Source organism: Psychrobacter sp. AH5 (genome assembly GCF_040371085.1).
GTDB lineage: Bacteria > Pseudomonadota > Gammaproteobacteria > Pseudomonadales > Moraxellaceae > Psychrobacter.
The window spans coordinates 171,547-194,775 of sequence record NZ_JAMBMT010000001.1 but is presented as its reverse complement, the minus strand read 5'-3'; the positions used below and the strand labels follow the sequence as shown (position 1 = coordinate 194,775).

20 protein-coding genes are annotated in these 23,229 nt (G+C 44.2%); 10 read left to right on the top strand and 10 right to left on the bottom strand.

All coding sequences use genetic code 11. From position 1 onward, the window contains the following. Nucleotides 1-25: 25 nt before the first annotated feature. The 4 genes from M0N77_RS00825 to M0N77_RS00810 all read left to right on the top strand — a co-directional run bounded on the left by M0N77_RS00825 (nucleotide 26) and on the right by M0N77_RS00810 (nucleotide 5,112). A complete protein-coding gene (locus M0N77_RS00825; protein WP_353102645.1) occupies nucleotides 26-2,197 on the top strand; it encodes an ATP-binding protein in 2,172 nt (723 codons plus the stop codon). A gap of 222 nt (nucleotides 2,198-2,419) precedes the next feature. Beyond that, nucleotides 2,420-3,190 (top strand): methionine ABC transporter ATP-binding protein, encoded by a 771-nt coding sequence (locus M0N77_RS00820; RefSeq protein WP_353102643.1) that lies wholly within the window; start codon nucleotides 2,420-2,422, stop codon nucleotides 3,188-3,190. Between the two features lie 114 nt (nucleotides 3,191-3,304). Further along, nucleotides 3,305-3,901: a methionine ABC transporter permease gene (locus tag M0N77_RS00815; RefSeq protein WP_353105540.1), complete on the top strand. Its 597-nt coding sequence runs from the start codon at nucleotides 3,305-3,307 to the stop codon at nucleotides 3,899-3,901. 224 nt (nucleotides 3,902-4,125) lie between these two features. Next, nucleotides 4,126-5,112, top strand: coding sequence for a MetQ/NlpA family ABC transporter substrate-binding protein (locus M0N77_RS00810; RefSeq protein WP_353102642.1), 987 nt, complete (start codon nucleotides 4,126-4,128; stop codon nucleotides 5,110-5,112). 100 nt (nucleotides 5,113-5,212) lie between these two features. On the opposite strand, the gene M0N77_RS00805 is transcribed toward M0N77_RS00810, so the two are convergent. Then, the gene (locus tag M0N77_RS00805) at nucleotides 5,213-6,469 is read right to left on the bottom strand and encodes an amidohydrolase family protein (RefSeq protein ID WP_353102641.1); all 1,257 of its coding nucleotides are present in this window, start codon (nucleotides 6,467-6,469) and stop codon (nucleotides 5,213-5,215) included. A gap of 55 nt (nucleotides 6,470-6,524) precedes the next feature. Continuing rightward, nucleotides 6,525-7,739 (bottom strand): MFS transporter, encoded by a 1,215-nt coding sequence (locus tag M0N77_RS00800; protein ID WP_353102639.1) that lies wholly within the window; start codon nucleotides 7,737-7,739, stop codon nucleotides 6,525-6,527. Between the two features lie 351 nt (nucleotides 7,740-8,090). Here M0N77_RS00800 and M0N77_RS00795 point away from each other — a divergent pair, with 351 nt between their 5' ends. Continuing rightward, on the top strand, nucleotides 8,091-8,939 hold the full coding sequence (locus tag M0N77_RS00795; protein ID WP_353102637.1) for an aldo/keto reductase: 849 nt from the start codon (nucleotides 8,091-8,093) through the stop codon (nucleotides 8,937-8,939). A 130-nt stretch (nucleotides 8,940-9,069) separates the two neighbouring features. Here M0N77_RS00795 and ccmE read toward each other — a convergent pair whose 3' ends face one another. The 5 genes from ccmE to ccmA form a co-directional block, all read right to left on the bottom strand. After that, nucleotides 9,070-9,570 (bottom strand): cytochrome c maturation protein CcmE, encoded by a 501-nt coding sequence (ccmE, locus tag M0N77_RS00790; RefSeq protein ID WP_353102635.1) that lies wholly within the window; start codon nucleotides 9,568-9,570, stop codon nucleotides 9,070-9,072. 244 nt (nucleotides 9,571-9,814) lie between these two features. After that, the gene (ccmD, locus tag M0N77_RS00785; RefSeq protein ID WP_353102633.1) at nucleotides 9,815-10,030 is read right to left on the bottom strand and encodes a heme exporter protein CcmD; all 216 of its coding nucleotides are present in this window, start codon (nucleotides 10,028-10,030) and stop codon (nucleotides 9,815-9,817) included. Between the two features lie 74 nt (nucleotides 10,031-10,104). After that, a complete protein-coding gene (gene ccmC, locus M0N77_RS00780) occupies nucleotides 10,105-10,893 on the bottom strand; it encodes a heme ABC transporter permease CcmC (RefSeq protein ID WP_353102632.1) in 789 nt (262 codons plus the stop codon). 202 nt (nucleotides 10,894-11,095) lie between these two features. After that, nucleotides 11,096-11,815: a heme exporter protein CcmB gene (locus M0N77_RS00775; RefSeq protein WP_353105539.1), complete on the bottom strand. Its 720-nt coding sequence runs from the start codon at nucleotides 11,813-11,815 to the stop codon at nucleotides 11,096-11,098. Nucleotides 11,816-11,938: 123 nt separating this feature from the next. Next, entirely contained in the window at nucleotides 11,939-12,640 is a 702-nt protein-coding gene (ccmA, locus tag M0N77_RS00770; RefSeq protein ID WP_353102630.1) for a heme ABC exporter ATP-binding protein CcmA, read from the bottom strand. A gap of 253 nt (nucleotides 12,641-12,893) precedes the next feature. Between ccmA and M0N77_RS00765 the strand changes: the two genes are divergently transcribed. The 3 genes from M0N77_RS00765 to M0N77_RS00755 all read left to right on the top strand — a co-directional run bounded on the left by M0N77_RS00765 (nucleotide 12,894) and on the right by M0N77_RS00755 (nucleotide 15,791). Beyond that, entirely contained in the window at nucleotides 12,894-13,970 is a 1,077-nt protein-coding gene (locus tag M0N77_RS00765) for a hypothetical protein (protein ID WP_353102628.1), read from the top strand. Between the two features lie 104 nt (nucleotides 13,971-14,074). Then, a complete protein-coding gene (locus M0N77_RS00760; protein ID WP_353102626.1) occupies nucleotides 14,075-14,854 on the top strand; it encodes a YbjN domain-containing protein in 780 nt (259 codons plus the stop codon). 19 nt (nucleotides 14,855-14,873) lie between these two features. Further along, nucleotides 14,874-15,791 carry a histone deacetylase gene (locus M0N77_RS00755; protein WP_353102625.1) on the top strand — a complete coding sequence of 306 codons (918 nt, stop codon included), beginning with the start codon at nucleotides 14,874-14,876 and terminating at the stop codon, nucleotides 15,789-15,791. Between the two features lie 40 nt (nucleotides 15,792-15,831). Here the strand turns inward: M0N77_RS00755 and M0N77_RS00750 are convergent, their stop codons facing one another. Then, nucleotides 15,832-16,605 (bottom strand): sulfite exporter TauE/SafE family protein, encoded by a 774-nt coding sequence (locus M0N77_RS00750; protein ID WP_353102623.1) that lies wholly within the window; start codon nucleotides 16,603-16,605, stop codon nucleotides 15,832-15,834. A gap of 51 nt (nucleotides 16,606-16,656) precedes the next feature. Next, entirely contained in the window at nucleotides 16,657-18,027 is a 1,371-nt protein-coding gene (gene coaBC / locus M0N77_RS00745; RefSeq protein WP_353102621.1) for a bifunctional phosphopantothenoylcysteine decarboxylase/phosphopantothenate--cysteine ligase CoaBC, read from the bottom strand. Between the two features lie 193 nt (nucleotides 18,028-18,220). Here coaBC and radC point away from each other — a divergent pair, with 193 nt between their 5' ends. Further along, nucleotides 18,221-18,904, top strand: a complete 684-nt coding sequence (radC, locus tag M0N77_RS00740; protein ID WP_353102619.1) for a DNA repair protein RadC — start codon at nucleotides 18,221-18,223, stop codon at nucleotides 18,902-18,904. Nucleotides 18,905-19,203: 299 nt separating this feature from the next. Then, nucleotides 19,204-22,089: an acyl-CoA dehydrogenase gene (locus tag M0N77_RS00735; protein ID WP_353102618.1), complete on the top strand. Its 2,886-nt coding sequence runs from the start codon at nucleotides 19,204-19,206 to the stop codon at nucleotides 22,087-22,089. 159 nt (nucleotides 22,090-22,248) lie between these two features. Here the strand turns inward: M0N77_RS00735 and M0N77_RS00730 are convergent, their stop codons facing one another. Then, nucleotides 22,249-23,004, bottom strand: a complete 756-nt coding sequence (locus tag M0N77_RS00730; protein ID WP_353102616.1) for a TSUP family transporter — start codon at nucleotides 23,002-23,004, stop codon at nucleotides 22,249-22,251. Nucleotides 23,005-23,229 lie beyond the last annotated feature (225 nt).

The following is a 23,229-nucleotide window of genomic DNA, read 5'->3' as shown; positions in this document are numbered from 1 at the left end:
GGCGCTTGATAGTAGAGACTCATTGATGCAGCAGCTCGGTTTTCGTTCTGTTTTTGCCAAGTTATTTGCCAGTGTGATGCTGGCACTTATCTTATTTGCAGTCGCTATGGTGCTCCTCACCCAGCTCGTTCATGATAAAGACGCTGGTATCCGCTCAGAGGTATTAGCGACGCAGATCCTCGGACAGATAGATCCTTTTTTGAATGATTTAAATGTCGCTATGAGTAATGATAGCCGCTTACAAGCTCGTTTTATGCTAGCTGTAGTCAAAAAAAGCTTTGATATCTTTGATGAGTCATTGCAAGCAAAGATGGGTTTGTATGATAGCGAAGGTCATCTGCTCATGCAGACTGACAATAGTGATCTGCCATTACAGCTTCCTGAACCGCCCTCGCTATTGATGCGTATTTTTCCCTCATTCTCAGATACCCCGCCTACTCAGCAAGCGCAAGTGTATAGCAGTACAGGCTACACTTTATTGTATGAATCTCGCTTGCCACCCAAAAAACCAGTGCTCTCAGCGGCCTTAAATTTATTTACAGGGACGCTACTGCTATTAATAATCATGGCAGGTGTACTATGGCTGATTGCGCGGACCATGACTTGGCGTATTAACCAATTAAGCCAGCAAATGGTGCAATTAGGTGATGGCGACTTTAGTGTACGGGTTAACGCTCGCGGGAATGACGAGATTGCTTCTTTAGCGAAAGGTTTTAATCAGGCGGCGCAAAAAATTGAGCATCTCATCAATGCCAATAATTTATTGTTAGCCCACGCCTCGCATGAGCTGCGTACTCCTATCACTCGTATTCGCTTGCAAATCGAGATGATGGACATGCTTGCCCAAGTGATGCCCTCAGACATAAAAGCTAAGTTTGATAAACGCGCGCAAGCGATCAATCGCGATTTATCTGGGCTTAATGATTTGGTGGAGAGTATCTTATTGGTCAGTCGCTTGGACGCCGGTCATGTGCTCCAACAAGTAGAGCAGCTAGACTTGTATGATTTGGTCAATCAGGAGCGGCAACATTATCCTGAAGCAACCCTAATCGGTGAGCATCTGATCATCGAGGGTCAATCTGTTATGCTCACTCATTTGATCCGCAATTTATTAAATAATGCCATGCTACACGGCGTGCCTCCTATCACCGTTTTTCTCTATGGCGTACAGCAGATCAGCGAAGCCGACACGGTACCGGACTATCTATTGCAATCGGTACTGACTAATAGTTTTGCTGATTATGATAATTTAGCGTACAAAGATTACGAAGCATTAACGGAGGGCGAGCAAGCCTTAGACAATGAGCTTGATCTTTATCTCAAAGTGCCAGCTAATGAAAAAACGCTCACTGAGACGGTAGATGACCACGATAGCGCCCTGCCAATTCCAACTATTTATCGTAACGGCGAGACTATAAATCTAGATGGTAATGCTGATACCACACCGGCTTTGACAGGCGATAAGACAGACAATATCAATCAAAACTTGGATAAAACAGCAGCAGTGTTGTCTGATAGCGCCGCCAACTCAGCAGCTACTGATCCTATTATGCTCGATAGCGTAGCAAATAGCCGCTATCAGCACCTTAGCACTGAGCTGATAGGCAGAATTAAAAAGATGATTTGGCAAGCTATTCCTGTCGAGGTTGCCACTGAAAAGACAGATAATCATAGCAAAGTCAGCGACACTGCTAATAATGCCGATAATAGTACTAACAATATTACTAACAATAGTACCGATAATAATTTGCTGCTCAAAGACAGCAATAATGAGCCATCTACCCCGCCAAGCTTAGAGGATAAAAACAAGACTCTCGTAGAGGAGAGTAAAAACGACGCCGCTGCTACACCTAAAAAAGAGGGTCTATTTAAAAAGCATTTGAAAAAGGCCAAAGCAGACCCTGTGCGCCCCGATCCCAAATATGTCGTCCTTGCAGTTATTGATGAGGGCTCAGGTATACCAGAGGATAAGCGCGAAGAGATCTTTAGCCCTTTTGTACGCTTGCAGCAGAAGAAAAAAGGCTCAGGCTTAGGCTTATCTTTAGTCTCGCAAATCGTTACCGCTCACCAAGGCCGCATTCTTACCGATACCATTAACGGACATACCCGATTTTTGGTAGTGATACCTGTCAAGCACGATTCTCATTATAGCTATCAAGAAAGTCAAAACCTGCAACACACGCTTCTTAATTCATAGCTAAGATCAGCTAGTGCTGAGCCTAAATTTAGCTTGAACAGCTAGAGTGATAGTTGTATGTGTAATACAGCTTCATAATATGCTATATTATCGCCCCTTATTCTATAGCTAATAGTAGTGCTGATTTGATATTGATAGCGCCGTTATCCTCCAAGCTATTAATCAATATACTAGTCATTAGCCAACCCCTTATTTAACTATTCTTCAGATTTTGAGCCTTTTATGAGTGACATGATCGTCCTAAATGATGTGACTAAAAGCTTTATGAGTGACCGCTCTATAAAGGGCGCAGATGGTAAAGCCCACTGGTTTACGGCGGTTGAGCCGACCTCTTTGTCTGTCAAGCAAGGCGAGATCTTCGGTCTTATGGGCTATTCAGGCGCCGGCAAGTCCACTTTATTGCGCCTGATTAATATGTTGGAGCGACCCGATAGCGGTCAAGTTATTATTGATGGAACTGACTTGACTACCTTGTCAGCCAGTGACTTACGTATTGCCCGTCACAATATCGGTATGATTTTCCAGCAATTTAATCTAATGTCTAATCGTACGGTTTTCGATAACGTAGCGTTCAATCTGACCGTTTCAGGCTATCCTAGTCGCGATATTCATAAGCGGGTGATGGAATGTTTAGAGATTGTTGATCTCACAGATAGAGTAGGACACTACCCCGCGCAGCTCTCTGGTGGTCAAAAGCAGCGTGTCGGTATCGCCCGCGCCATCGCCCCTAATCCTAAAGTGCTCCTTGCTGATGAGCCAACTTCTGCGCTTGACCCTGCTACAACCCGTAGCTTACTCAGCTGTCTGCGTGATATTAACCAAAAACTTGGTGTCACTATTGTGATTGTGACGCATGAGATGAGCGTGATTCGCAGGTTGTGTCACCGCGCCGCTTTATTGCATCAAGGTCAATTATTAGAAGTTGCTGATATTCGCGACGGTTTAATTCAAGCCACTACCCCTATAGGCCAAGGCCTAGTCCAAGAAGATTAATAATACGTGTCAGGAGAAAAAGTGATGCTAACTGGCGCTGAATTATCCGCCTCTATAGACAAGCTGCTAACACTACGCAAAGAGATCTGGCAAGCCACCTTTGATACTTTTATCATGCTTGGCATCTCTACTACCGCCGCTATCGTCATTGGCGGCTTATTTGGCATCTTCTTATTTTTATCAAGCGATAGGCAGTTTTTACAAAATAAAGCGTTATATGCCGTACTAGGCGGTATCACCAACTTTATGCGCGCCTTCCCGTTTGTGATTTTGATGATTGCTATGAGTCCTTTTACCAAAGCTATCGTCGGTACTGGCATTGGCCCTATCGCCGCCTCCTTAGTGCTAGCTATCGCAGGCTCGTTTTATTTTGCGCGCCTTGTTGAACAAAACCTACGTGAAGTGCCACGCGGTATCATTGAGGCGACTGAGTCGATGGGCGCGCGTCCTTTCACGATTATCAAAGTACTGCTCAATGAAGCGCGCTCAGGGTTAGTATTATCAGTAACTATTTTATGTATTAGCTTATTATCCTACTCTGCAGCGGCGGGTATGATTGGCGGCGGTGGTCTTGGTGATTTGGCTATTCGTTATGGCTACTATCGTTATCAGACTGAGGTGATGATATTTATCGTTATCATGCTATCGATCATGGTCATCTCGATTCAGGCTTTTGGTAACTGGTTAGCGACACGTTTGGACAAGCGTTAACTGCTAAGATTAAACATTAAGACTCTGTCTTTATATAAGCTACAAAGTCGTTTGAGCTAAAGCCCTCACGTAAAAAATGACTTATGAATAATATTCATCTTTTGATGCTTATTACTCATAAGTAAAAACCTTGACTTTATAGTGAACTAAAGTTACTTTTGTCGCCACTCTAGCAGTCTTATATTTGGCAGCATTAGCCTAATTTATTTTATTAAGGATTATTCATGAAATTAACAGATATCAGCCGTCAACTGGCACTTGGTCTTGCCACTGTCGGCGTATCAGGCCTAGTATTGGTCGGTTGTAATAACTCATCAGCACCAGAAGCTACCAAAGAAGCGCCAACGACTGAGGGCAGCACTACTGAGACTGCTGAAAATACTACCGCAGCTGGTGATATCGATCCTGAACATAGCAAAATCATCATCGGTACTACCGAAGGCGATTTTGCTGATATGGTCCGTAATCAAGTTAAAGGCTCGTTAGAAGCACAAGGTTATGAAGTTGAGCTGATTACTTTTACCGATTATGTTCGCCCTAACTTGGCTTTGGCTGATGGTGATTTGGATATTAATATCTTTCAGCACAAGCCTTATTTAGATACTTTCAAAGCTGAAAACAATCTTGATTTGGTAGAGATATTCCAAGTTCCTACCGCGCCACTAGGTATTTATTCGGGTAAAAAGACTAGCCTTGATGAGGCCTATAAAGGCATGAGCGTCTCAGCTCCTAACGATCCTAGTAACTTTGCTCGTGCCCTAGTAATGATGAATGATCTGGGCTGGATTACGCTAAAAGATAATGTTGATCCATTGACCGCCTCAAAAGCAGATATCGCTGACAACAGCAAATATGAGATTAAAATCGTTGAGTTAGAAGCGGCGCAGCTACCGCGCGCGCGGGATGAAGTGGATTTTGCGGTGATTAATGGTAACTATGCTACCGATGCTGGTATCGAATTAACTAGCGCACTATTCCAAGAGCCAAGCTTTAACTATATCAACTGGTCAGCAGTAAAAGCCGCTGACGTTGGTAAAAAATGGGTTAAGGATGTGACAGAAGCTTATAATTCTGAGGCATTCAAAACTTACGCTCATAAGACTTTCCCAGGCTATAAATATCCAAAAATCTGGAACCCTGAGGAATATGCAGCTAAAGTTAAGGCAAGCGCCGGTACTGCTAGCGCAACGGGTGAAGTCGCTGCTGAATAAGCTATCAATAAGTAACTTATTAAGTCATAACAGTAAAAAGCTCGCTACTCAAAGTAAAAGTAGCGGGCTTTTTTTAGAGAAGAGTACTAGTTAGCAAAAACTACTTAGTGGCTCTAAACACATCTAACTCAATCTCGTAGCTCGGCTCTGGCTTTTTGAACAGATACTTGCCATTACGAACGGATGCTAGCACGTCAGCACGTTGACGCACCGCTTCAAACGGCGTATCAGCATTTAGCACCAAAAAGTTTGCCGCCTTACCCACTTCTATACCATACTGATCTTCGATGTTTAGAGTCTTAGCGCCATTAAAGGTAATAAAGTCCAAGCAGACATCGAGCTGCGGCAAAGACATGGTTTGCGATAGATGAATCCCATTATCTAAGATATTCATCATATTGCCATTGCCGGCTGGATACCAAGGATCATTGATAGAGTCTTGACCAAAGCTGATATTAATACCGTTTTCCCAAAACTCTTTGACGCGGGTCAGACCACGGCGTTTTGGATAAGTATCTTGGCGACCTTGCAAATAAGCGTTTTCAGTCGGTAGCGCGATAAAGTTCATACCGGATTGTTCAAACAGACCCATCATTCGAAACGCATAAGCATCATCAGCAGAACCAAACGAGCAAGTATGACTGGCGGTAGAGCGTGCGCCAATATCTTCGATCATCACCAAAGCATTTAGCAGTTGCACGTGGCGACTTTGAGGATCATCAGTTTCGTCACAGTGCACATCGATCAGCTTGTCATATTTAAGCGCTAATTCTACCGTTTTGCGCACGGAGTCTTGGCCAAACTCATACGCCCATTCAAAATGCGGAATACCGCCGACACAGTCTGCGCCCATCTTTAGCGCTTCTTCCATCAGCTCAACTGCGCCTTTATAGGCATACATACCTTCTTGCGGAAAAGCAACAATTTGGATAGTGACGTTGTCTTTTAGCTCTTCGCGCAGCTCTAGCATCGCCTTAAGACCGGTCAGGTCTGGATCGCAGACGTCGATATGAGTACGAATGTATTGCACCCCTTTTGACACTTCTTCTTGAATGCCTTTGAGCATCCGCTGTTTGGCATCTGCAAAGCTCTGAGTCTTTTTGACATCATGCCAGCGAGCGATCCCTTCAAATAAGGTGCCCGAAGCGTTCTTAGCATCAGCGCCGCCGCCGGTATAGACATAATCAAGATGCAGATGCGAGTCCACATAAGGCGGGACAATTAAACGATCTTTGAGGTCAATCTCTTCATCAGCGCTAGGCAAATCTGTACCCATTTGTTGAATGACACCATCTTTGACCAAAATCTCAGTGGCTTCGCTATTGCGATAGATATTGGCATTGATAAATTTAATCATAATGAGCTCCTACTCTTTATTAATAAACGATTGATTAGTGAATGAATTAAGCGCCCTAAATCGTAGGGGCATCTAAAGTTTTCTTAGATAAAAAGGTGATAATAATAGCTGGAACAAAACATAGAATAGAGAGATAGACGATTCCGAAAACCCCGGTTTCTGGCATATTGATTAAGATCAGTCCCGCCAGCCAAGTAGCAATCATAATGGAGAAGTTAAAGACACTAGATTGTACCGAAGTGGCAATGGCTTTGGCCTCAGTAACCTGATGACTGACGGCAGTTTGAAACATCGTCACTAGGGGGCCAAAGGCCAGTCCCCATAATAAAAAAGCGATATGTGAGAAGCCATTGGCACCCTTAAACAACACAAATAGCAACATCGCGATGACGCCGCCGCCTAACATACCAACGATGAGACCACGCAAGTGCGTATCGATAATTTTGGCTGATAAAATGACTGAGATCACCGAACCAATACCGAAGATCAGCAGCGCCAGACTAATACCACCGCTAAAGGCAATCGTTTCGACCAGTAAAGTAATATAAGTATAAGTACTATAGTGCGCGACTACGGCCAAAAAGGTCAGCGCCAATACGATCCAAACGCCAGGTATCTTTAGGACAGCTAGTGGCGAATTGCTCTGAGTTAATCTCTCACCTTTGACTGCGGGCAAAAACTTCATCGCGAGCAGTGCAATCAGCGCTCCTAATCCACCTAACACCAAAAATGACATGCGCCAACCGACATGCGTACCAATAAAAGTCATAATCGGTAAACCTAAACTAACGCCAAAGGTATTACCGGCCATAATGATAGTAATCGCCTTACCATGCATATTTTCAGGCACCAGCGCGGTACCATAAGCGGCAATCATCGGCCACATAATACCGGCACAAATGCCGCCCAAAATACGCATCGCAACAATCAGATAATACGATGAGGTCAGTCCCACTACGATATTAGAGATGGCAAAGCCGGTGAGTAACGCTAGCAGCAGAATTTTTCGATTCACCCATAAGGTGGCACTGATTAAAGGAATGGCAAATATCGCTGAAGCTAGCGCATAAATACCTACCAAAAACCCTACTTGCGTCTGTTCAATGCCAAGACCAGCGGTCATTTGCGGCAAAATACCAGATGGCATAAGCTCAGAGAGAATGCCGACAAAAGTGACACTTGCCATGAGGCCGAAAATAAACCATGAGATCGGTTTTTGACTTAGAGAGTTATCATCCTCTATAGAGCTATCGGTCATAATATCTGGCATAGTTACTCATAAAAATATAGCCCTATAGCTATATTATCTTTCATATTTTTTTATAAGCACTTGATTCATATACTCTTTAATTCAACTATAGCATAAGGGTTATCAATAAAGCCTTTATACGGGTAAGGTTTTGTAATAAAGATATTCAAATTAATTTAGCGGTAAACAAAAGGATGTGTTTATATTCTAAAAGACGTTAACGCCTTGTTTAGGCTTTGTAGGAAAGCGTCATCTACCTTATCGTCTAGAATGATTTTTTCTTATAGTGATGGAGCGCTATAAAAACTCTCAAGTTCAATGAGAAGTTAATTAGCACCGATCACTAACCTATACAATAATAAGGACGATAATATGAGCACAAAAACCTATAACATTCGTACCGCCGGACAAGCTAATATTCCCGTATTAGGTTTAGGCACTTGGCAATCGACTGGTCAAGACTGTATAGACATCGTCAGTAAAGCTCTGCAAATGGGCTACGAGCACATCGACACCGCGCAAGCTTATAATAATGAGCAGCAAGTCGGAGAAGGTATTAAGCAATCAGGCGTGGCTCGTGATAAATTCTTTTTGACCACTAAGATATTCCCTGATGATATGAAATTTGAGCCTGAAAAGCTGATGGCAGCAGCCAAGCGCTCGCTAGAAAATCTCGACACTGATTATGTTGATTTATTATTGCTACATTGGCCAGATGATCGTGTGCCTTTATCTGAGACTATGCCAGCCTTGTGTGAGCTACAAAAGCAAGGTTTGACCCGTCATATTGGCGTTTCTAACTTTAATATCGCCAATATCATAGAAGCTAAAAAATACGCTGACGTGCCTATTGTGGTCAATCAAGTCGAGTTTCATCCCTTTATTAAGCAAAACAGCTTACAGACTTTTTTGAATAATCATCATATTTTACTAGAAGCCTACTCGCCACTCGCGCGCGGTGATGTGTTCGACAATGACACTATTAAGCAAATTGCTGATAAGCACAATATCACCCCAGCGCAAGTTTCTTTGGCTTGGATACTCTCTGATAAAGACCGTATCGCTATTCCAAAGACCTCTAATCCTGATCATTTACAAGGTAACTTGGATGCAATAAAAGTTGAGCTAAGCGCTGATGAGATTAAAAAAATAGCTACTTTGGCGCGCAGTGATGGGCGCAAGATTGAACACCCTGACTATTCTCCAAAATGGGATGACTAAGTTTAAACGCTAACTCTTACTGAGTCAGATACTACTGACGGTCAAAACTAAAAAAAGCCACCGATAGCGTTATCGGTGGCTTTTTGATTTGAGATTAGCGGTGAGTGTTTATAGTTATAGTAAATACTAGCTACTGTTGTAAGGTTTGAGTTTGATGAACCTTTTCAGCAGGATTATATTGCTCAGAAGGCGGAATCACCGCCGCGCGATTATTCTCCTTCATCGATCTGGCAACTTCAGGCGGCATGTAGTTTTCGTCATGCTTAGCTAACACTTCACCAGCGACAAAGGTCTCCCCTTGCATCTTACCAGTAGCGACTACTCCTGAGTTTTCAGCGAACAAGTCTGGCAAAATACCTTGATAAGTTACCGGTACTGTCGATTGAAAATCAGTAATGGCAAACTCGACACTCAAAGGATCGTTGGGAGCACGCTGCACACTGCCAGCCACTACCATACCGCCTGCACGAATACGCTTATCTTGCGGCGCTTCACCTTGAGCAATGGCAGTGGCATCAAAGTAGTAATCTGTCTGCTGTCCGATAGCATAAATAACTAATACCACGGCTATAGCGGCACCTGCCAGCGTAAACATGACCCACATGAGTTTTTTACGTCGAACGGCGTTCATAGTTTACCTCATTTATAAAATAGCTATTTTGCAAAAATAAGATTTGCAGGTAGCAGTAGATAGCAAGCATTGGCGAAACTGGCTAAGCTAGTCAAAGCTTACTGTTGTTGAGCTTACAATAATTATATGGTAGCGCGGCTTGTACAAATCAATGATAATTTTTGATGTTCGTATTGACTAAATAAACTGCTGCATGCAGAGATTCTAAATAAATAGCTTAGCCGACAAGAAACTAAAAAATATCTTATTTGATAGCGGTTTTAGCCTTTTTATTAGGATTACGCTGGGCTTGGCGAGCTTGTTGAATGGCTAATTGCTTAAGTAGCGCTTTTCTCTGGTTACGGCTATAAACTATGAAAGCGAATATCATACCTACGGTAATCGCCCAGCATGACCAAACAAAAACCCCGTGATCACCCATAGTGATAAATTCAGTTAAGCTATAAAAATAAGGCTGCATTTTTTCTCCTACACGACTTTTTACAAGGCATACTGCAAACAATATTATTCATAAAATTTACAGCAGCTAAGCACTTATTTACGTTGGCTACGAATGTATTCTTTTACCCAAGCTTTGCCTTGATCGCGGTTTAGGATAAGGGTATTAGTGCGATAAACAGCTAAAGCTGCTACCAAGAAATAACTGCCTACTACCATCAACAATAACGGCATCCACATATCTGCTGACATCTTTGGTGCTTCGGTTAAGGTAAAAGTCGCGCCTTGATGCAGGGTGTTCCACCACTCAACAGAATACTTGATGATAGGTAGATTCACCGCGCCAACAATAGATAAAATCGCTGCTGCTTTACCGCGATTGGCTGTATGCTCAAAGGCGGCAAATAACGCCATAACGCCAGCATACAAAAAAGCCAAAATAAGCATGGAGGTCAAGCGCGCATCCCAAACCCAGTACGTGCCCCAAGTCGGTTTGGCCCAAATAGAGCCTGTTAGCAAACTAATGACGCACAGTAAAAACCCTAATGGTGCCAATGCCTGCGCTACTAAGCTTGCGGTTTTAATTTTCCAAACCATAAAGATTACCCCTAATACGGCAAGGGCAAAATATATCGAGATGGCTAAGCTGGCGGCAGGCACATGAATGAAGATAATGCGGTAGCTATTGCCTTGCAGATAATCAGGTGGCGCAAAAGCTAGACCCCAAATACTACCGATAGCTAAGCAAATAGCAGCTAAAATGCCAAGCCATTTGACCCAAGGCGCAAACAGGCGAAAAAACTGCTTGGTACCAACAGTGGTCAAGAAGCCTTGCCAGATACGCTGCCACAGGCTAGGAGATGAGACGTTATTTAGGTTGGGCATGGAATAAACCTATTGCACAGCATATGGATTGATCACTACAACTCGCTAATTACAGCGCTAATGTTAAGGCGGCTAATAGCGAGCTAGTCTTTATAGCTCTACTATGAATAATAGCCTTTGTCCGTATTAAGTAAGCGGCAAAAACTATAGGCTTCTATTATAGCAAAGTTCGCGCGCTTCAACACGCCCTAGTAGGCTAGCTTTAATTTAACCACGACATTCTTAAGGTCATAGCAATGACCCATGGCATCACTAATACCGAGACAATACTGCCAGCCAGTAGCAAAGCTAAAATAGGCAAACCATTGAGACCGGTGGCAAATAAATCCACCGCGCCAGTCGCAAAGATCAATACAGGGAGCTGCATCGGTAGCGCAATCAGCGGCACAAGTACCGCGCCATTTTTGAGCGATAAGGTCAAACTGCTAGCGATAGCCGATAACATCAGTAGCATCGGACTCCCAGCGATAATAGAGGCCATCAAAATCCCTGCCTCAAACCAGCTCAAGCCAAATAGCGGCACCGCTAATAAGCTCAGTAGCGCCACTATGCCACTACTAAAAATCCAGTGAATCACCAAGCGCATTAGCACCCATAAAGGTAGCGAGGCTTTGGCCACCACCAACTGCGCAAGCGTGCCATTATCGAGTGCTGGCTTGAAAAGTCCATCAACGCCCATTACTAATGATAGCAAGGCGGCAATCCACACCGCTGAGACTCCCAAACGCTGCAATAACTGCGGCTCACTGCCGACCGCTAATGGAAACAAAGTAATAATCACCAAGAACAGCACTAGCGGATACAACCACTGCACCGCTCCTTGCTGCTTGACTTGCCATTCGCGTTGCCAAAGCTGGATGAAGCTAATACCGCGCGCCGCAGAGCTCCTTTCGCTGATGCTTAGGGGCTTAGCGTTTGTCATATCGTTATCGGCAGCTTGTACACGGCTGTCTGTCATTGGTTATCCTTTCTAGCCTTTTTAGCTTTTGTCATACTGATGCTAGCTGTTTATCTACTTATCTAAAAAGTTACAGTTTAAGCGTTACTAGTCCAAAAAATCACTTTCTAATAAATCGTCTTCTGAAAAATCGTAATCTAATAAATCAAGATACTCTGATAAATCAAGCACTTGATTAGCCACGCCTACCGCTTGATGGCTAGTCATCAATATCGAGCCTCCAGCTGCGGCAAAGCTATGCAAACGCTGCTCCATCCGCGCCACCATATCGATATCAAGCGCGGTAAAAGGCTCATCTAGCAGCCATAAAGGTGTCACCTCTACGCTCATTAAATACAGCCGAGCCAAAGTAATACGCCGCGTCTGCCCTGCTGATAAGTGACTTGAGCTGATCGTCTCAAAACCCTGCAAGCCTACCCAAGCCAAAGCGGCATCGATATCCGTAGCGCTTGGCGTTATGCCGTAGAGGTTTAGCAAAAAGGTTAGGTTTTGTGAGACCGTCAGATTAGGGTGAATGCCTAACTGATGCGAGATATAGAGCGGCTGTATCGGTAAGCCGGCTCTTCCTTGATAACGGATAGTGCCACGCAGCACAGGCAACAGACCGGCAAGTTGCATAAGCAGCGTGGTTTTACCAGTACCATTAGCACCAATCAAATGACAAATACCGCCAGCCGCTAGTTGCAGCTCAACCCCTGCACACAAAGCCGTCTCACCGCGCTGTACCGTCAGATTATCTATCGTTAATAAAGGCGCAGCTTTAGGAGTAGAGAAAGGCGACTGACTCATCAAGACCTCTTATAATTTTAATATTTTAACGACTCAGCAGTTAAAAAAGCGCAACTGAGCCCTAATACATGTCAAGCTGATTCATAAAACAAAGCCAAAAAAGTCATAAACTTTTATCAAAAACATCCGCTACCCTCATGTCATAATACGCTATGCTAAGCAAACCGATAAATAACTTAGGCGATGTTGGATTTTTAATACGCCCTAGTATAGCAAATAGTCGAATATCATAACCTCAAATATGGCTGCAAATATGACCGCGAATAACCACTTACCACTTGATAATGCTCAAAACCTACAAAACAACGATGCAAATAAGCCATCAACGCCTATCTCTTCCTTACATGATTTGATAGAGGCGCAGATAAGCTTTATGCAGCAGTGGCTCACTCAGCAAGCGCAGCCTTTAGCTGAGGAAGCTTGGCAGTGGCTTAGCGCGCAGCAAATGAGTCGATATGTGAGTAGTGAGGACTTACAGCGCCTCATTAATGGCTGGTTACTCAGTCAGCCAATGACTGAGATCATGCGCACCGATATTCGTGCTATTTTGCAAACCGTTATCTACCATCCTGTCAATGACAACATGCCGCTACGCGAGCTGGTTGATGACACACAAATTGAGACTCTCGCAAGTTATATCGGCAGTCATGACGAGCAGCGTAATGCTTTAATTCATAGCTTTATCGGTAATGATGCTTTTGCCGATCTATTGACTCAGACCCTTTATCACGCCATCAACGACTTTATGGAAACCACCCTTGATAAAGCAGGCGGCGTTGGCAAATTGATGAAAATAGGGCGCAGCTCATTTGAAAAAGCCACCAATAGCAATCTCGATGGCAAACTACAAACCTACTTGCATCGTAATATTAAGGATTTGACGCGGCGTGCTGAGCGTAATGCGCAGGAGCATCTGACTAATGACGAAGTGACGCGGCTGCTCACCGCAGGCTGGACACGTATCAAAGATAAGCCGGTCAGCGAGCTACAGACTTATCTACGCGATGAACCCGGTCATAGTAGTATCGATCATATAGAGTCGAGCGTACAGCAAAGCTATAATCGTCTGCGTCTCTCGCCTTATCTGCATAGCTTAGTCGCCGCTAGTGTTGAGACTTGGTACCAAAATCATCAAGCTGACTCTATCGCTACTTTGGCAGCTAGCCTAAATATTAATAAGCTTGCGATGACAAAATTGACTACAGCGCTGCGGCCTATCATCCAAGACGCTATCAGCAGTGACTGGCTAAGCGCTCATCTACGTGAGATGCTACAAGCTTTTTATACGCAGCCTAATATCAAAGCCGCTTTAGCAAAAAAAGACAGCTAATTGCTTATTTAATGTTATGCTTAAAGTCAGAAGATAACGGATTATCTTTTGCTTTAAGAGCCCAAACTCTAAGCTATTAAGTCCAAAATTATGAGCCAAAACCTATGAGTAACCATCATAAACTCAGCTTATGGCAAAAACTAAAACGGTTACTGACTAGTCGTGCACCGCAAGATATCATTAACCCTAACGATACTCATTCTGCTAATCATGTTAATGCTCCCGACTTGCCAGCGGCCGCTACAACTACTGAGCAAACAAAGAAAGACAATACTGACGATAGCTATAGCGAGCGCAAAAACACGGCTAAGAGTGTTAAGCTGTCTTTAATAAAACAAGGTGCTAATAGCGGTAGTGAGATGGCTATTATCGACTATTTAAAGCTCTATTGCCGTCACAAACACTGGCACTATACTCATTATAAACCTCGGCTCTCAGACCCACAGCAATCGCATCATCTCTCCTTACGTCTAAAAAACCGCCGAGTAGACTGTGGCTATCTGTTTCGCGTACAAGAAAAAGAGGGTTTGCTAGCGGTCTATGGTATTTTGCCGTTTTTGATACCAGAGAGCCATCAAAGTGCCGCCATGTTACTCATCACTCAAATCAACTATGATTTGATGGTCGGTAACCTTGAGATGGATATTAATGATGGCGAGATACGTTACAAAAACGCGATTGATGTTGAAGTCGTAGGACTTAATGATGATATTATTGAGCACTTATTACAAAGCGTCATTGCTATGACTACCGTCGCTTATGAGGTGTTTGGCGACTTAATAAACACGCAAGATCCTAGCGAGGATATGCCCACCCTACTAGGCGAATTACGCGCGCAAGCCGATGCTCGCACTTTTTTTCTACCCACCAAAAAAATGCAATAACGGTCTTAAAAATAATACTATGCTAAAAATTGCCTACTCTGAGATTTTTCGTTATTCAGTACCCGAAAAACATCGCTTCCCTATGCAAAAATACACCATGATTCCTGAGCGGCTGCTGGCTGAGGGTACTATTACCAGCGATAACTTCTTTGCGCCAAAGCGGCTTAGCGAAGATGATATCTTGACTACCCATACCGCTGAGTATTGGTATAAGCTCAAAACCCAAACTTTGACTCGTAAAGAGGCGCGGCCTATCGGATTTGAGATGACGCCTGCCTTAGTCGATCGCGGTCGTCATATCGCTCATGCTACCTATGAGTGCGCGCTATATGCTCAGCAGTATGGGGTAGCGATGAATGTCGCAGGCGGCACCCATCACGCTTTTGCCGATCACGGCGAGGGCTTTTGTGTATTTAACGATGTCTGTATCGCTAGCAACTTATTGTTAAATCGTGGCCAAGCAAAGAAGATATTGGTTATCGATTTAGACGTGCACCAAGGCAACGGTAACGCCAGTATTATGCAGGACGAGCCGCGGGTGTTTATCTTTAGCATACATGGCGCCAAGAATTATCCTTTTCGCAAACAAGTCTCTGATCTTGATATTGAGCTGGCTAATGATACCAGTGATGAAGACTATTTAGCCATTTTATACGATACCTTGCCGCGCCTCATAAACGAAGTCGCGCCCGATATGATTTTTTATCAATCGGCAGTCGATGTGCTAGCAACCGATAAACTTGGCAAATTAGCACTGACGCAAGAGGGCTGCAAAGCGCGTGATAAATATGTATTGCAGCAAGCCAAAGACGCCAATATCCCAGTCGCTATCGTCATGGGCGGCGGTTACTCAGAGGATATCGAAGATGTAGTCGAGGCGCACTGTAATACTTTTAGAGTGGCGCAGCAATTGTATTTTGGCAAGATAATTGGTTAAACAGTAGTGGTTGTAAAACGCTAATGCTAAAACAATAATATTAAAACAAAGCGCTAAGCGCCTGCCAGCCTACTCTTATTCCAAGTACGCTTAATATAAGTAAAATAAGTTGACGAAAGCGCGCTTGTGGTAGATAGCGGCGCAGACGAATACCTATCAATAAAGCGGCGATGGATAAAAGGCTAAGTAAAACAATCAGCTGCCACTCACTGCCACTTAGCGCCATAATAGGCTCACGCAAAACGATAATCTGCGCAATCTTGCCTAAGAAATAGCACATATTTCCTACTTTGGCGATGGTATCTTTATCATCACTTGCTGATAATAAATACATCATCAAAATAGTCGACATAGCATTGGTCGCACCGCCAATAATACCCGCGCTGATACCTACGATAATAAGCATAGGCTGAGTATTCGGCAGACGGATCTGCTTGCCTAGTAGACTAGTAATCACATAAAAGCCAATAACCAGCGCCAAAACTAGCAAAATATAAGCACTATCGACCCATAACAACAGCTTTGCGCCAAGCAGACTACCGAGTAAACTCATTAACGCCAGCAGCCAATAGCGCCTGCCATAATAACTAAAATTCTGCCAGAGACTACGACCACCGCCACTTAACCAAGTCATAGCATTGAGCAGTAATGAGGGAAATATCACTAGCACGATAGCTTGCGGCAAAGGATAAATACTCGCTAGCGCCGAGGTCGTGACTAAAGTCACCCCTAAGCCGCTAATCCCATGTAACAAAGAAGCAAAGGCGAAAATAGCCAATAACAGCCAAGTCTGAGTATTATCACTATCTAACATAAATATTAGCTCACAGCTCAAGGCTAGGTCATAGCAAAAGTGATAGTAATTCTAAGCTTTATGGCGCTGCGCGAGCGTCTCACCGATAATAGCGGCAAGTTGTTCGGCGATGTTATCTTTACTGGCTTTATCTAAAACGATGGAATCATGCTCATAATGATCGGCAAAAAATACTTGCATAGCATTATCATCGCTAGCAAAGCCGATATCGGCGCGCGAGACATCATTACAGGCGATCATATCTAAATCTTTGGCGGCTAATTTGCCACGGGCATAACGCTCAACATCTTGAGTCTCTGCAGCAAAACCCACTACAAATAGCTCTGGGTGTGCCAAAGAGATGGTCGCTAAAATGTCAGGGTTTTTAACCAGATCGAGATTCATGGCCTCCTGAGTTTTTTTGATTTTTTGTGGAGCTGCATCGCGAGTACGATAATCAGCAACCGCTGCTGTCGCAATAAAGATATCGGCAGGTTTATTTATAGTCATATCTTCTATAAAGCTGTCCGTTTCATCACAATCACAGTCGCCATGCTCGTGATCGTGATGACGCTCATGTTCATGGTCATGATTTTGCCGGTCGAACGTTATAGTTGGCATCGTTTGCAAAGCGCTATGACTGCCATCGACACACTGCTGCGCGGCAATGAGCATTTGCTCGGCGGATAACACATCGATACGGGTGACACCCAGTGGCGTCGGTAAGGTCACTTTACCACCAGCGATTAAAATTACCTGCGCGCCTGCATCACGGCAAGCTGTCGCTAAAGCAAAGCCCATCTTGCCAGAGGAGTGATTGGACAAATAGCGTACCGGATCTATCGCCTCTACCGTTGGCCCGGCCGTAATAACCACGCGCTTGCCAGCCAAACGCTGCTCCGTATTAAGCTGTGCGCTGAACAATTGCACTTCGCTCAATAACTGCTCAGGCTCAGGCAAACGCCCAGCACCAACATCACCGCAGGCCTGCTCGCCACTGGCTGGCATGATGATATGATAATTCATATCGCGTAAAGTCTGCACATTAAGACTCACCGCAGGGTGCGCCCACATTTGCTGATTCATCGCCGGAGCCAAGATGACAGGCGCGGTAGTCGCCAGACAAACGGTGGTCAGCAAGTCATCCGCCATACCCATAGCCAATCGCGCTAAAGTATTGGCAGAAGCTGGCGCGATAACAATTAGGTCTGCCCACTTTGCCAGCTCAATATGACCCATACCCGCTTCCGCTTCTTCATCGAGCAAAGAGGTATGCACCTCATTACCGGTTAGAGCTTGCAAAGTCAGCGGCGTAATAAAGGCCTGTGCGCCGGTGGTCATAATAACCCGCACCTCAAACCCTGCTTTGATAAGCAGACGGGCAAAAAAAGCAGATTTATAAGCGGCGATACCGCCAGTAATAGCGAGTAGAACTTTTGACATAGGCGTGACATCGATCAGTAGAAGGTAAAAGAAAGAAGATAAAAATTGCGCTTATAGTAACAATTATGAGATAAGTTAGGGAAGGTTTTATAAGGCTATTGCAAACAAAGCCTTTTTTTGAGTACTTTTCAAATATTTTTTGAGTATTGAGTCTAAAGCGAAACTAACAAACTAAGTCAAAAAAGGAAAACTGATGGCTATCAAAGACTGGCATGAAGATGATAGACCGCGCGAAAAGCTATTAAAATTTGGCGCCAGTCATCTCTCTGATGCTGAGATATTAGCGATATTTTTGCGTACTGGCACTCAGTCGCAATCGGCCATTGAGCTTGCAAGGCATTTAATTGACGAGTTTGGCACGCTTGCTGAGCTATTGGCCGCCCCAAAAGAGACCGTACTCGCCTGCCATGGCATCGGTCCTGCCAAGTACGCGCAAATGCTTGCCTCGCTTGAGATGGGTACTCGTTATTTAGATAGTCAACTCAAGACCGGGCAAGCGCTTGGACGCTCGCAAGTGGTCAAGGACTATATCAGTACCCAACTGCGCGGGGAGCCTAGAGAGGTTTTTGCCGTGCTGTGTTTAGATAACGCCTTAAGTCTACTAAATTACGAGATCTTATTTACCGGTGGTATCTCCTCGTGCTCGGTGTGTATCAAACACGTGTTACGCCATGCGCTCACTCACGCCGCCAGCCAACTGATTATCGCCCATAATCATCCTCATACTGATGCTACCCCTTCCACAGCGGATAACGTATTAACTTATGAGCTCAAAAAAGCTTGCGACTTATTAGATTTATCTTTAATTGATCATATCATTGTCGGCCGCAACGACACCTTATCTTATGCCGAAAAAGGCTTGGCACCCTTTAGCTAATGGTTTATCACTATAAAGCATTATAAAGATTTTTATAACCAAACCAGCTGTTGTTAGCAGTAATAAGACTACAGGTTTTGACACTCCCTTTATTCTTTAATCCCCTTACGCTGATGTTTATCGAAAGTTATTGGCTAACTGATACATATTCTCGACATGTGGCAGCATTTTTGTGGTTGATAATTGTCAAGTAATATTTCATATTAATAGATAGAATTATCAAATAATAATGTTAATGGCGTTTTGGCGTTATTTATAAAAAAAATGTCATTTTATTAGCCCTTATTAAGGAGACCATCATGGCGATTGGCTTATTTATTTTGGCAGTATTTATTCAGCTAGCCATGGTGTTGGCCCTCTTTTTAATGTCCTTATCTAGGGTGACTGGCAGTATTGTTGCTATTGCTACGGTGATAGTGACGGCTATTATTAGTCCATGGTCACTTATTTTGGGCATTCCTATTGCGCTACTTTGTTTGGTGCTGCTCATTACCCCTCTTCGTCAAGCGCTCATTACCAAGCCCGTCTATAAGACTTTGGGCGGCGCGATGCCAAGTATGAGTGATACGGAGCGTGAGGCACTCGATGCAGGGACTAGCTGGTGGGAAAAAGAGCTGTTTATGGGCGCGCCGGATTGGAGTACCTTTGCTCAGTATCCTTATCCGCAGCTCTCTGAAGAAGAACAAAGCTTTATTGATAATGAAGTCGAAGAGCTTTGCGCTATGCTTGATGAATGGCAGATTCAGCACGAAGAAAAAGACTTATCGCCAGAAGCTTGGCAATTTATCAAAGACAAAGGCTTTTTGGGACTCATCATTCCTAAAGAATTTGGCGGTCTTGATTTTAGCTCTTACGCGCAAAGCCGAGTGATGAGTAAAATTGCTTCGCGCTCGCCAACCGCTGCCGTCAGTTGCATGGTTCCCAACTCCTTGGGCCCAGGTGAGCTACTGATGCATTACGGTACGGATGAGCAAAAGCAGCGCTGGCTACCCGGTCTTGCCGATGGTACTGAGATTCCCTGTTTTGGGTTGACAGGGCCCGAAGCGGGCTCAGATGCAGGCGCAATACCAGATACGGGTGTAGTTTGTTATGGCGACCATGAAGGCAAGCAAGTGCTTGGTCTACGAATGAATTTCTCTAAGCGCTGGATTACGCTTGCGCCTATCGCTACTGTGGTCGGTTTGGCCTTTAAGATGTATGACCCAGAAGGCTTACTTGGCGATCCTAACAAAACAGATTATGGCATTACTTGTGCGTTAGTGCCGGCTAGCCATGAAGGCGTTATCACCGGTCCTCGTCACAATCCAAGTGGTTCGCCCTTTATGAATGGTACTGTCGATGGCACCGATGTTTTTATTCCTTTAGATTATATTATCGGCGGTATTGAGAACGCAGGACGCGGCTGGCGGATGCTAATGGAGTGCCTAGGCGTTGGCCGCGGTATCTCCTTGCCAGCGTTATCGACTTCAGCTAGCGAGATGACTTATCTGTCGGTCGGCGCTTTTGCCAAAGTACGTGAGCAGTTTAAGATCTCAGTCGGTAAATTCGAAGGAGTGCAAGACGCTACTAGCCGTATGGCTAGTCAAACTTATATGTTAGAAGCCTTTCGGCACCTCGTCACTTGTGGTCTAAACCAAGGCGGTACACCGTCAGTGATGACAGCGATGGCTAAATACTATGCGACTGAAACCATGCGCGAAGTGGTTAATGATGGCATGGATGTGCTTGGTGGCCGCGGTATTCAGATGGGCCCCCGTAACTTTTTGACCACGCCTTATCAAGCTATTCCGGTGTCTATTACCGTTGAAGGCGCTAATATTCTGACGCGTTCACTGATGATATTTGGTCAAGGCGCTATGCGCTGCCACCCTTATTTATTTGATGAGCTGCAATTATTGCAAAGCGAAGATAAACAAAGCGCAGTCAAAGAGTTTGATACTTTATTTTTTAAACACTTAGGTTATACCTTTAACCGCGGTGCTAGAGCCTTTGTCGCCGGTTACATCGGTGGTAGCAGTGACGCGCCAAGCTTTGCGGACAAATTCACTCGCCCTTATTACCAACATATCAATCGTTTGAGCGCTAGTTTTGCCTTAACCGCTGATATGGCATTAGGCTTATTAGCTGGAGATTTAAAGCGTAAAGAGATGCTCTCTGGCCGATTAGCGGATATTCATGGTCATCTGTTTATCGCCACTGCTATTTTGCAGTTCTACGAAAATGGCGGTAAATCTGAGACCGAGCGTTTGCATGCAAAGGTGGCTTTACAAGATAGTTTGTACACTATTCAAGAGGCCTTTGTGTCGTTTTTTGCTAATTTCCCAAATCGCATGGCCGCAAATCTAGTAGGTTTTGTCACTTTCCCAATTGGACGTATCTTTACTCCTACTAGCGATGAGCTAAAAGTTAAGCTTGGCGATACTTTCATGGATGACTTTGCAGCTAATCCATTTCGGGATTACCTAAAAACCATGGTTTATTATAATACCGATGCAGACGATGTCACAGGCCGAATGGAACACGCTTATCAGTCTTTACTTGAGATAGAACCGCTCTGGCAAAAGTTCAAAAAAGCAGAGCATAATGGCGAGTTTGCAGGGTTAACGTTTGAAGATCACGTGGTGCAAGCTAGCCAAAGCGGTGATATCACTGAAAGCGAAGCTGAGCAATTGATTCATTATAATGGCTTACGTTATGACTCATTATTGACAGATATCTTTGATGAGCATCTACAACAAGTACAACAGCGCGATAATCCTCATAGTCTTGAGAACGCTGTGCGTAAGCTCACCGATTACGCCCAGCTCAAAAGTGAAGCTGGTAAGCCTATTGATGAAGAAACGGGCGATGCCAATCCTAATCATGGTTATGAGAGCGATGGTGATGTTGAGAGGGTTGATGAGCAAGATACGCTCAAAGAAGCGGCTGAGCAGACTGATTTTAGTAAAGCTCATCCTGATGAAGAAGCACTCAAACACCGTCATCGTGATGCTGAGTCTACTCTCAAAGAGCGTATGAGCTACAATCATAGTCGTGACCAAGTCTTACAAGCGGACGACTTAAATGACTCAATACCACAGCCGCACGCAGAAGAGTTAGAGCCAAACCAGCTTAGTGCTACTGAAAGCGGTAAATGGCAAGACGGTTTGCGCCGAGAAGAGATAGATGAGAGTGATAAAGCGTAAATAGCTTGATAGAGCAGGGATTTACAATAGGTTAAATCAGCCCATAAACTCCATTTTGCAGAGTCCCAGCCTTTTTAGACTAAGTAGGTTGGGATTTTTTAGCGTTATATTTTTTAGGCCAATTACAGAGTAATGCTTTTAATAATGAAATAAATCAGCTTATCCTAGAACATATTTAGTTACCATCGCCAAACACACTAAGACGATCACCGGACGAATGAGTTTGCTCCCGCCTTTTACCACCATGTGCGAGCCAAAATAAGCGCCTATGGTCTGTCCAACCATCATCGCTAGTCCCACTGTCCATAGCACATTACCGCCTAAGATAAAAAAGATAAGTGAGCCGACGTTGGTGGAGAGGTTAAGCACTTTAGCGGCGCCAGTGGCCTCAATAATTTGTCGGCCCCTTAGCGCAACATTGCCCAAAGCAAAAAACATGCCGGTGCCAGGGCCCATGTAACCATCATAAAAACCAATCAAAGGCGAGGCAACCTTCTGCCAAGCCGCCTCTGAGATGCGCGGCGCGGCTTCTACTTCTCCAAGTTTTGGTGCAAACAAGGTATAAATGCCGATAGCGGCAATTAAAAAGGGAATCAGCTTTTCTAATAAATCAGGCGGTGATAATTGTACGGCGATAGAGCCAATAATCGAGCCGATAAACGCAGCAATAATAGCGGTCTTAATACGTGCAGGCTTGATTACCCCCTTTTTTATCATGGTAATGGAAGCAGCAAGCGCTCCTGAGGCAGCCTGCAACTTATTGGTGCCTAAAGTCATAACTGGTGGTATATTAGCTAATAGCATTGCCGGAATAGTCAGTAAGCCACCACCGCCAGCAATGGCATCAATAAAGCCCGCTAGCGCCGCTACTGCGGTCAGCATCAAGATAATCTCCAAAGAGAGAGTTAGGTCCATGGAACTGGCCTTGTAAGAGAATTGATGATAAAAATAGCCGTAAGTGTTAGGCTGTATCCACTATAAGACCATAACAGTAATGCAGCAATAAGCGGCAAACACGCTTTTTTAACCACTAAGCGCTGTCTTTTTTTAAAAACGGCTTGGTGATGATGGTCGTAACTACTGATAATGTCAAACGCTATCTATGAGTTGATTCATAAGTCTAGCGCCAACTCCCTAACT